The following is a 7,601-nucleotide window of genomic DNA, read 5'->3' as shown; positions in this document are numbered from 1 at the left end:
ATCTGTCTAGTTTATTGTAGCCTAATCACATAAAACAATAGAAAGGTATAAATAGCTATGAATGATATAAACGGGAATGATGTTCTTATATTACATTATATTAATAAAAACAGTCGTGCTTCTGAATTAAACCAAAAATTTTGGAAAGATATTTTGTATAACGATAATGAAAAATCATTACAAAAACTTTTGGAAGGTGGATACATTGAGTATAAAGATGATTACTTCACTTCATTAAATAAATTAAAGGTAGATGAATTAAAAAATATACTTCGTTCAGAAAAATTAAAACTAAATGGAAATAAAAGCGAACTGATAGAAAGGATAATAAAGACATCTTCTTTAAGTAGCTATCAAGAGTATATAAAAAAAGAACGTGTTATTACCCCTAAAGGTTTAGAGGTAGTAAATAATTCTGATTTTATATTACTAATGCATGACATGAATATAGGTTATCCCTGTGATTTGTATAACTGTTACTTATCAAACAAAGAACTAAATAAGGTAGATTTAGTAATAAAATTTGTTGAAAGTAAAAACAAATTTGAGAAAGAAATATACACATACACTAGTAACGCTTTTAGATATAGTCAACTATCTGAAGTGTTAATCAAGTATAACGCTAAAAACAAAGCTTTATATTATTTGTTAAAAAGTTGTTTTGATTATCTTTCTGATGATATGTTAGACTACTCAACAGATACATTAAAATCATTCAAAGAACAAGTAAAAAGAATAGATTTTTACACTAACAAAATAAAAAATTTATTGCAAGCTAACCCTGATTTAAAAAATAATTTACCTACATATTATCAAGGTTTAACAAAGCTGTACACATTACACTACTTTACTAATGAGGAAATAGAAAGCCTTATTACAGCTTGTTATTTAAAAAATTCTTATGGTATTGATGCTATCATAAATAGAATATATAAGAGAAATAAGGAACAAGGAAAGTTAAAAAATCCCCGTGAAAAACTAAATAAAGAATTAGAATTATATAGACAACAAAAAGAAGAAAAGCTACTAATAGAGAATAACAACAAAGAAAAGAAAAAAGGTTTCTTTAGTTCTTTAATTAGCTTCATTTTGAAAGAAAAATAATTGATATTTCCAACCACTAATAAGACTTTATCTATAAATGGCGAGTATAAAATAACTGTTCAAAGTCCTAAAAGTAAGAGTAGTATAAGAAAAATCAGTATTTATGAATAAACAAAACTTATACTTAAACATTGGAAAACTAAACAAAGAGAATTATTTTTTTCTATTGATACTAGAATAAAGAAAAATCAATTATGTTTCAGAAAAAGCAATTTTGCTTCACTGATGATGTACATAACACTTTCTTATATCTTAACTTTATGAATGATAAATTAAATAAAATTTGCAAAAAGAATAATTTCAAAAAAATAAAAGTGCATGGTTTTAGACACACACATTATAGTTTACTTTTTGAAAGTGGCTTTACTATTCAAGAAGTACAAGATAGGTTAGGTCATTCAGATTTAAAAACTACAATGAATATATATGCACATGTAACAGAAAAACAAAAAGAGAACGTAGGTAATAAGTTTGCTAAATATGTAAATTTTTAAATAACATAGTCAAATACAAAACAAAAAGCCTTAAACGTCGATACTTTAAGGCTTTTTTTACTTTATTATTTAGTTTCTCTGTGTAAAGTCACTTTTTTTAATCTTGGACAGTATTTTTTAAGTTCAATACGATCCGGATTATTTCTTTTGTTCTTTTTAGTAATGTAGTTTCTATCACCACATTCAGTACAAGCTAATGTTACATTTACGCGCATGAATATAACCTCCTATAAAATTTATCTTAACAACTTTTTCATACAACAGAGATTATTATACCACTACTTTAATCATTTTTCCAGCATAAAGTGTAATTTTTTAGAAAAACTTATTGTTTTAATTAAAGGCATATTTGGTTATTATGATTATTAATCTATTTACATGTTATTCTTAAAATAACAAAACATATTCTTTATTGTAATTTCTAATTGTTCAAATTTTATTTTTCAATAATTAAGTTGTGGTTATATCGTATTTAGTTTGTTGCTTAGTTGTATTTATGGTATAATATGTTGTGTTGTACAGGAGGTTATATGTTTGAATTTTTAAAGAAAAATAAACCTGAAATTAAAATAGAAAATGAAAAATTGAAAAAAATCCCGACACATGTTGCTATTATTATGGATGGAAATGGTCGTTGGGCTAAAAAAAGAAATATGCCACGTATCAAAGGGCATTATGAAGGTATGCAAACCGTAAAAAAAATTACTAAATATGCTTCAAAATTAGGAATAAAGTATTTAACACTATATGCGTTTTCTACGGAGAATTGGGCAAGACCGAAAGAAGAAGTAAGTTATTTAATGGATCTACCGGAGAAAATGTTTAATAGCTTTATGCCTGAATTAATGGAAAATAATGTTAAGATTAAAGTCATCGGTGTAGTTGAACAATTACCGGAAAATACTCAAAAAGCGGTGTTGAATGCTATTGAGCAGACAAAGAATAATACAGGGCTGCGTCTGATTTTTGCTTTAAATTACGGTTCTAAAGATGAAATTGTTTCAGCAGTAAAAAAAATAGCAAGTGATGTAAAAAATGAGAAGTGTGATGTTAGCGATATTAATGCAGATATAATCAGTAATAATCTTTATACAAAAGGTACGCCGGATCCGGATTTATTAATAAGAACATCCGGGGAACAACGCATTTCAAATTTTTTACTATGGCAAGTAGCGTATAGTGAATTTCTCTTTACCAAAGTTGCATGGCCGGATTTCACCGAAGCGGAGTTTTATAATGCACTCTTGGTATATCAGAGTAGAGATAGACGATTTGGAGGACTTAATGAAAACTAGAGTAAAAACGGCGATAGTTGCCTTAATTATTTTTGTACCATTATTATATCTTGGTAGTTGGTATTTCAAATATACGACATCCATACTTGGGATATTGGCTATGTATGAAATAAATAAAATGACATTTAAAAAAACAAACAATTCAGTATTATTAATTAGTGTGATAGCCGGAGCAATTATTTATACTAATTATCCCTTACCGGCTATTTATTTTTACAGTGTATTCTTTTTAATCGGTATAGCTTTTTTAATGACAGTAGTAATAAGCGGACATAAGGTAAAACTCACTGAAATTGGTGTTATTATATTTTTAACTGCTTATGTTTTTGTTGGTTTTTATAGTCTATTTATGTTACGTGAGTTAGGCTTATCATATGTACTATATTTGTTGTTTACAATTTGGGTGACTGATAGTTTTGCCTATATAGGTGGAATGAGGTTTGGAAAAAATAAAATTTCACCAAATATTAGTCCGAATAAATCAATAGAAGGTTCTGTAATTGGTAGCTTATCATCGATAGTAGTAGCATTATTATTTTACTTTACGACAGCTATATTTACTAATATAGTTATGGCTGTTATAACCACATTGGTAATCAGTGTTATTGGGCAGATTGGCGATTTAATAGAGTCAGCTTATAAACGTGAATGTGGTGTAAAAGATAGTAGTAATTTATTACCGGGGCATGGCGGGATTTTTGATCGTTTTGACTCCGTAATATTAGCAGCACCATGCTTAGCATTGTTGCTTAATTTAATAGCATAGTTTATAGAAGGGAGTATTAGATGCAAGGAATAATCGCATTTATATTAATATTTTTTGTTGTTGTAACAATACATGAATTTGGTCATTTTATAGTTGCAAAACGTTCCGGTATTTTATGCCAAGAGTTTGCAATAGGAATGGGGCCTAAAATTTTTCATAAAAAAATAGGAGAAACAAACTTTACAATTCGTTTATTACCAATTGGCGGGTATGTTAAGATGCCTGATAATGTTTTTGATTTTAACAATGATGTATCGCCGTATGATTTAAAAAAAGGTATGCACGTCAGTTTAAAATTAGATAATAATGATAAAGTTGAAAAAATTATTCTTGATAAAACAAATGATGTTGATTTATTACCAATTGAATTAAATGATTTTGAATTAACTGAACAATTATTTATTGAAGGTTTTGTTGGAGAGACTATTGAGAGATATAGTGTAAGAAAAGATGCGTGTGTTGTTTTTAATGGAATGGAAGAACAAATCGCACCTATTGAGCGTATGTTTTCATCACACTCATGGGGGAAAAAATTTTGGACGTTATTTGCAGGTCCGTTAATGAACTTTGTTTTAGCATTAGCGATATTTTTAGGAATATCTTTGTATAGCGGTGTTCCAACTAACAGTACACGGCTGGGAGCATTAGCGACTAATTACCCTGCTGCTTCGGCAGGTTTAAAATCCGGTGATGTAGTTGCTGAGGTCAATGGAGAAAAAGTATCAACATGGGCTGAAATGACAAGTAAAGTTATTGCTTCTAACGGTAGTGAATTAACACTAAAAGTAGTGCGTGACGGTCAAACACAAGAAGTTAAAGTAACTCCAAAAGAAGATACGACGATAAAAAAAGGTAAGGAAGTAAAAACATATAAGTTAGGTATTAATCCTGCCTATGAGAGAGATTATTTAAGAGCTATCAAAAATGGTTTTTCTCAGACATTGTATTATGGAACGATGATTTTTACGGGTATTGTTAATTTATTTGTTTCAATATTCAGGGGAGGATTTAGCCTAAACCAACTTGGCGGACCGGTGGCAATTTATGAAATGTCCAGTGCGGCTGCCCAGAGTGGATTAATTACAACATTGCGTTGGACAGGAATATTAAGTGTAAACTTAGGACTTATGAATTTAATTCCGATACCGGTGTTGGATGGTGGACGTATTGTTTTTGTTATTTATGAAGCGATATTTAAAAAACCGATTAATAAGAAAGCACAATATTACATGACTGTTGCATTCGGTTTATTGTTAATGGCGTTAATGCTGGCAGTTACATGGAATGATATTCAAAGACTGTTTGGAAAATAAAGTAACTCTTCTTAAACAGTTGACTTTCATTAGATAAATATTTATATAAAGAATTTAGTTCCATACTGAACAGAACTAAATTCTTTTAGTTTTCTATTGTTACACAAAGTTTGATACTAATTTCTATTATATTTTAGTTATTTGTGATAATATGGTAACTAATTAAATTACTTTATAAAGGATGAGTATTATGAATATTAGAAAAATTGTTAAAGAAAATAACCTTGAGGAATTATTTAATGCTGTAAAAATCGGCATAGAAAAAGAAGGACAAAGAGTTCTGGAAAGTGGTGATATTTCTAAAACAGGTCATCCTAAAACATTCGGAATAAGACAAAAACACCCATATATTCAAACAGATTTTGCAGAATCTCAGATAGAACTTATCACTTCACCTGAAAATTCTGAAAAAAATGTACTTCGTTACCTAGCAGCAATACATGAAGTTGTTTTAAAAAATCTTCCTACAAATGAATTTATATGGCCACTTAGTATTCCGGTAAAATTACCTAATGAAGAAGATATTAAGGTGGCACAGTTTGAAGATAAATGGGATGTAGAATATAGAGAGTATTTAGTAAAAAAATACGGAAAATATAAACAAATGGTTTCGGGTATTCATTATAATTTTCAGTTATCGGATAATTTAATGAAGTCTATAGCTGATATTGAAAATAAAGATATAGTAGATGTAAAAAATAATATTTATATGAAATTAGCTCGTCAATTTATTCGCTATCAGTGGTTACTTGTTTATTTATACGGAGCAAGCCCTTTAGTTGAGGATAAGTATTATTATAATAGTAATGATAAACCGAAAAATTATGTAAGAAGTATAAGAATGAGTCGTTTTGGTTATGTCAACGATGAAGATATTGTTGTATCTTATAACTCTTTAGAAGAGTATATTGATAATATAGTATCTTATGTAGAAACCGGAAAACTTATTGCAGAAAAAGAGTTTTATTCCAGCGTCCGTTTTAGAGGAGAGGATACCGTAAAAAAATTTTTAAATAATGGTATTAAGTATATAGAATTTAGACTATTCGATTTAAATCCGTATGCTCCTTTCGGAATTTTGGAAAAGGATATTCGTTTTATTCACTTATTTATTAAAACTTTAGTATGGATAGATGAAAAAGATTCTGTTAAATCGGTAGAAATAGGAAAAGAGTATAGTGAAAAGATAGCTTTAGCACATCCTTTGTCAAAACCTGAGTATCTGGAAGAAGGTTTGGAGCTTTTGGATAATATGAAGGAAATGGTTAAAGAGTTAAAATTATCGGAAACAGACTTAATTCTTATCGAAGAAAAAGAAAATGAATTAATAGATTCAACACTCACAATAGGCGGTAGATTGGTTAGAGATTATAAAAGTTCTTCACCACTGGAAGTGGGAATGAAACTTGCAAAAGAATATAAAAAACAGGCAATGGAAAAGTGTTACTCACTAAAGGCATTTGAAAATATGGAACTATCTACTCAAGCGTTAATAGAAGATGCAATAAGAAATGGAATTAAAGTTGATATTATTGATGAAAATGATCAATTTATCCGTCTGGAGTGGAATAATCAGGTGGAGTATGTGAAAAACGGTAATATGACAAGTAGAGATAGTTATATTTCGCCACTTATTATGGAAAATAAGATAGTTACGAAAAAAATTCTTGCTGAGCAAGGTTTTAGAGTACCCAAAGGGTATGAAGTATCAACTTTGGATGATGCTATTATGGTATTTAATTATGTAAAAAATAAACCTATTGTTATTAAACCTAAAAGTACAAATTTTGGATTGGGAATTACTATTTTTAAATATGGAATAGACAATATAGAAACCTATTCAGAAGCGATTAATTTAGCATTAAAAGAAGATAAAGATGTAATCATTGAAGAATTTATCGAAGGAACGGAATATCGCTTTTTTGTAATCGAGGGGAAAACAAAGGCTGTCTTACTTAGAGTTCCTGCTAATGTTATTGGTGATGGAGTTCATACGATAGAAGAGCTGGTAGAAATAAAAAATAACAGTCCATTACGTGGTGATGCAAAAAAAACACCTCTAAAAAAATTGGAACTTGGCGAAATAGAACAGTTGCAATTAAAAGAGCAAGGATTAACAATACATACAGTTTTGAAAAAAGGACAAGTAGCAAACTTAAGAGAAAATTCTAATATTAGTACCGGTGGTGATTCTATAGATATGACAAATGAAGTTCACAGCAGTTATAAAAAGTTAGCTGTAAAAATTGCAGATGCCGTGCTAGCAAAAGTGTGTGGTGTAGATTTAATAATACCGGATATAAAATCTGAAGTAGATAATAACAATTATGGAGTGATAGAAGCAAACTTTAATCCTATGATGATGATGCATATTTATCCATATGAGGGAAAATCACGAAGATTATCACTCGATATTTTGAGAATGCTTTTTCCGGATAAAAATATAATATAAAAGTAGAGTAACCTAAAAGTTAAAAATTTTAATAGAATTTACCTATTAGGAAATAGATACAGCAGTTTATTAATTTTTAAATTATTTAAAAAGTTTTTCCAAAACTAACTAACTGTGTGGGAGCGACTTAATAAAATTGATTTTTAATGGTTGTATAATAAATACGGGGCATGGAAA

Annotated in this window: 7 protein-coding genes; 6 read left to right on the top strand and 1 reads right to left on the bottom strand. The window is 28.9% G+C overall.

The annotated features are described in order from the left end of the window. The first annotated feature begins 57 nt into the window (after window positions 1-57). Both HMPREF1983_RS00035 and HMPREF1983_RS07910 read left to right on the top strand, forming a co-directional pair. On the top strand, window positions 58-1,104 hold the full coding sequence (locus HMPREF1983_RS00035; RefSeq protein ID WP_021752209.1) for an SAP domain-containing protein: 1,047 nt from the start codon (window positions 58-60) through the stop codon (window positions 1,102-1,104). A 194-nt stretch (window positions 1,105-1,298) separates the two neighbouring features. Then, a complete protein-coding gene (locus tag HMPREF1983_RS07910) occupies window positions 1,299-1,598 on the top strand; it encodes a tyrosine-type recombinase/integrase (RefSeq protein WP_021752208.1) in 300 nt (99 codons plus the stop codon). Window positions 1,599-1,663: 65 nt separating this feature from the next. Here HMPREF1983_RS07910 and rpmG read toward each other — a convergent pair whose 3' ends face one another. Then, complete coding sequence (gene rpmG, locus HMPREF1983_RS00025) at window positions 1,664-1,813, bottom strand: 50S ribosomal protein L33 (RefSeq protein ID WP_003145675.1); 150 nt, start codon at window positions 1,811-1,813, stop codon at window positions 1,664-1,666. A gap of 315 nt (window positions 1,814-2,128) precedes the next feature. Between rpmG and HMPREF1983_RS00020 the strand changes: the two genes are divergently transcribed. The 4 genes from HMPREF1983_RS00020 to gshAB all read left to right on the top strand — a co-directional run bounded on the left by HMPREF1983_RS00020 (window position 2,129) and on the right by gshAB (window position 7,424). Next, window positions 2,129-2,893 (top strand): undecaprenyl pyrophosphate synthase, encoded by a 765-nt coding sequence (locus tag HMPREF1983_RS00020; protein ID WP_040460682.1) that lies wholly within the window; start codon window positions 2,129-2,131, stop codon window positions 2,891-2,893. After that, complete coding sequence (locus HMPREF1983_RS00015; RefSeq protein WP_021752206.1) at window positions 2,883-3,659, top strand: phosphatidate cytidylyltransferase; 777 nt, start codon at window positions 2,883-2,885, stop codon at window positions 3,657-3,659. Before HMPREF1983_RS00020 ends, HMPREF1983_RS00015 begins: the two co-directional genes overlap by 11 nt. Window positions 3,660-3,679: 20 nt before the next feature. Further along, window positions 3,680-4,972, top strand: a complete 1,293-nt coding sequence (gene rseP, locus HMPREF1983_RS00010; RefSeq protein WP_021752205.1) for an RIP metalloprotease RseP — start codon at window positions 3,680-3,682, stop codon at window positions 4,970-4,972. A 190-nt stretch (window positions 4,973-5,162) separates the two neighbouring features. Next, on the top strand, window positions 5,163-7,424 hold the full coding sequence (gshAB, locus tag HMPREF1983_RS00005) for a bifunctional glutamate--cysteine ligase GshA/glutathione synthetase GshB (RefSeq protein WP_040460679.1): 2,262 nt from the start codon (window positions 5,163-5,165) through the stop codon (window positions 7,422-7,424). Window positions 7,425-7,601 lie beyond the last annotated feature (177 nt).

Origin of the sequence: Gemella bergeri ATCC 700627 (assembly GCF_000469465.1) — a bacterium.
Taxonomy (GTDB): domain Bacteria; phylum Bacillota; class Bacilli; order Staphylococcales; family Gemellaceae; genus Gemella; species Gemella bergeri.
This window is presented reverse-complemented; position numbering and strand designations above follow the sequence as displayed.